Source organism: Vibrio sp. ZOR0018 (genome assembly GCF_963865925.1).
Taxonomy (GTDB): domain Bacteria; phylum Pseudomonadota; class Gammaproteobacteria; order Enterobacterales; family Vibrionaceae; genus Vibrio; species Vibrio anguillarum.
On the sequence record NZ_CAWMCN010000171.1, the window covers coordinates 1 to 2734 of the forward strand.

Sequence of the window (2734 nt, forward strand, 5' to 3'; positions counted from 1 at the left end):
ACATAACGCCCGGCTAAGGGGTTGACAACGCACCACCGAACTCAAAAAACACACCGTAAACACTGAACTTTAATTTTGTACTAAAGCCGCCACGCGTTGGCAATCCCTCTTGAGCCGTTTGTTATATTCGATTCACTTAACCATGATAGGCTACGTATTTAATCCTGATTACCATAATGATCCACGGCGAAACTAAACATGACTTTAATCAAAAAGAACGTGCTGGTGATTAAGAACCAAGTGGGTAACGGTAAAAACATAAGTAATAACAAACCACTACACATTAGATTTGCAGAAATGAACAGTTGGATACGATTGTCCTTTAAAGCATTTACCACTAAGGCAGATATTATTGTGTAGGCCCAGATTAGAAACGCATACTCTAAGGGTGCAGAAAGAAGCCACGCTATTGCTAAGATATGAATATGTATAGCAATAAAAAGAAAGCGTCCCTTTCTCCTTTCTGCGTAGAACTTATTTGTGCCTCGACTAAAATTTGCAATGCACCCAGCCAGCACATCAGCAATTAGAATGAAACCTAACACTGTCAACCAACCATTTTCATGGGCTATAGGACGATAAAACTGGAAATAAATTAGAAAACTACCAAATAAGGCAAATATTGCCGTACAAGTAATTTCAATTAAAGATTGCTTTTCACCAAAGACCTCATGAAGATACTTGGGGATTTCAATATATTTCATCCTTTGTCCTTAAAAAGTTCACCGATCAGCTTGTGGAATATAACGCCCGCCTAAGGGGCTGACAACGCATTAACACAAAACTCAAACACAACAACTGCAACCACCGCGGCTCATTGGGACTGGAAACGCCGCGCGTTGACAGTCCCTCTTGAGGCGTTTGTTAGCTTCGTAGCCCATTGTTTACCAATGACTTTTTAAACACATTTGCTTGAAAGTCATTTTACGTAAAAGCATCACTCAAACACACGTCCAACGCCAAAAGCTGTGAAGTTGGCTGCCAAAACTCAAAACGGTCAAGGCTAAGTTGGCCACGGTTAAGAATCCGCGACAAAGAAAGCACACTTTCAGCGATGATGCAGCCTTTGTGAAACCAAACTTTCCGTGTGGAGCAACCAACAACATTGAAGCATCGAGGTTTGATAGTTTTCAGCGACTTTGAAACTGCTGAACATTCAACACTTTCTACCAAGTCAGCATCAGAAAGACTAGAAAGCCAAATTGTGCGACTTGAACGCTAGAATCTGAGTTCTAAGAAGAATTGAGCTTAGATTTTCATGGTTTTAGCCTTTAAGAAGCTAACGCCCGGCTAAGGGGTTGACAACGCACCGCCGAACTTAAAAAACACACCGTAAACACTGAATTTCAATTTTGTACTAAAGCCGCCAAGCGTTGGCAATCCCTCTTGAGCCGTTTGTTAGCTGAATTTTTCAAACGGTTTTAGAAGACCATTTCGTTCGTTTAGTAAAGCATGACGCTCTTCTTCTGAAACAAGGTTCAAAATAAGCGATATTTCTATGAACCTTGTATGAGCCTCTCTAAAAACCTCAGACTCAAAACAACTTTCTATCCAATAGAGCTCTTCACCACTGATGCTGTGAAACACTTCCACAGGCATATAATCGCAGTGTTCAGGGTCAGCAAAGTCTGATGTTTGTTCTATACCAAATGGACCGATATTATTACCGAAAAGCCACGGTAAAAGGTACACATTAGATAACATCGTTGCTGCTAATTCATACGTTGCCTTTTCTGTATTACCTAAACGATGAGACAAAATTGAGCGAGATAGCATTTGAATTGGTTCGCCAATATCATCTGGAAATTGGACGTCATACCACTCCATGTACTCTTTTGCTTTTTCTAAATCATTAAGTACAAGCAACAACGGAAATATTAAATACCTTTTCCCGTAACCGTCCGAGATAGCACCATACTCTCTAAGCTCACGATTAAGCCCAGATTTGTAGCTTGAAATTTTAGCTCGAATTTTCTTTTCTGTATCTGGAACTGTAAACATACTCAAATCTCGTCCTATTCAGCTAACGCCCAATTAAGGGGTGAGCAACGCTACCACCCAACCTAAAGCATTGTGCCATAAACACTTAACTTGAAGTAGAAGCAAAAATGCCAAGCGTTGGGAATCCCTCTTAAATTGTTTGTTAGCCGACACTCTCAAGGTCAAACCTCGATGCTTTCAATTGATGTTACTATACGCCATTCGATACCAACAAAACCTATGAGAAATTATTGATGTCAGGTCAAAAACCACTACTAGATGAAGTAATGTTAGCTTTCCAAGTAATTCCACGAGTTAAAGAAGGCAATAACTTTGAAGTCGTCGATAAAGCCATTGAAGTTGTGAAAGCTTCTGGTGTCCCATTCCAAGTCAGTGCAATGGAAACCACGTTGAAAGGTGAGCTAAACCAACTGTTATAAATCGTAAAAGATGCACAACAAGCTTGCTACGATGCTGGCGCTGTTGAGGTTATCACCAACATTAAGATTCACAGCAAGACTGAAGCTGCTACCGACACCTTCTGTACTTACGACAGAGGTGTAACTAAAGCTAACCACATGTTTGTAAACAGCTAATTATTATGCCGTCACTTGAGATTTTCGACGTGACGGCTAACGCCCGCTTAAGGGGCAGACAACGCTACTACCAACTTTCCGCATAACACCGTAACCACAAAAACCAACGCATAGTAAAAATGCCGCGCGTTGGCTGTCCCTCTTGAAGCGTTTGTTAT

At 40.9% G+C, this 2734-nt stretch carries 2 protein-coding genes and 2 pseudogenes; 1 reads left to right on the forward strand and 3 read right to left on the reverse strand.

Annotated features, from left to right (window positions below; all coding sequences use genetic code 11):
- Positions 1 to 158 precede the first annotated feature (158 nt).
- From AACR75_RS18525 to AACR75_RS18535, 3 genes and pseudogenes are all read right to left on the reverse strand, one after another.
- Complete coding sequence (locus AACR75_RS18525) at positions 159 to 704, reverse strand: hypothetical protein (protein WP_047691321.1); 546 nt, start codon at positions 702 to 704, stop codon at positions 159 to 161.
- Between the two features lie 286 nt (positions 705 to 990).
- Positions 991 to 1044, reverse strand: a pseudogene (locus AACR75_RS18625) (DUF645 family protein); the annotation flags it as partial.
- A 354-nt stretch (positions 1045 to 1398) separates the two neighbouring features.
- Complete coding sequence (locus AACR75_RS18535; protein WP_047691324.1) at positions 1399 to 2001, reverse strand: hypothetical protein; 603 nt, start codon at positions 1999 to 2001, stop codon at positions 1399 to 1401.
- A gap of 266 nt (positions 2002 to 2267) precedes the next feature.
- On the opposite strand from AACR75_RS18535, the pseudogene AACR75_RS18540 reads away from it, so the two are divergent.
- Positions 2268 to 2576 (forward strand): annotated as a pseudogene (locus tag AACR75_RS18540) (thiamine-binding protein).
- Positions 2577 to 2734 lie beyond the last annotated feature (158 nt).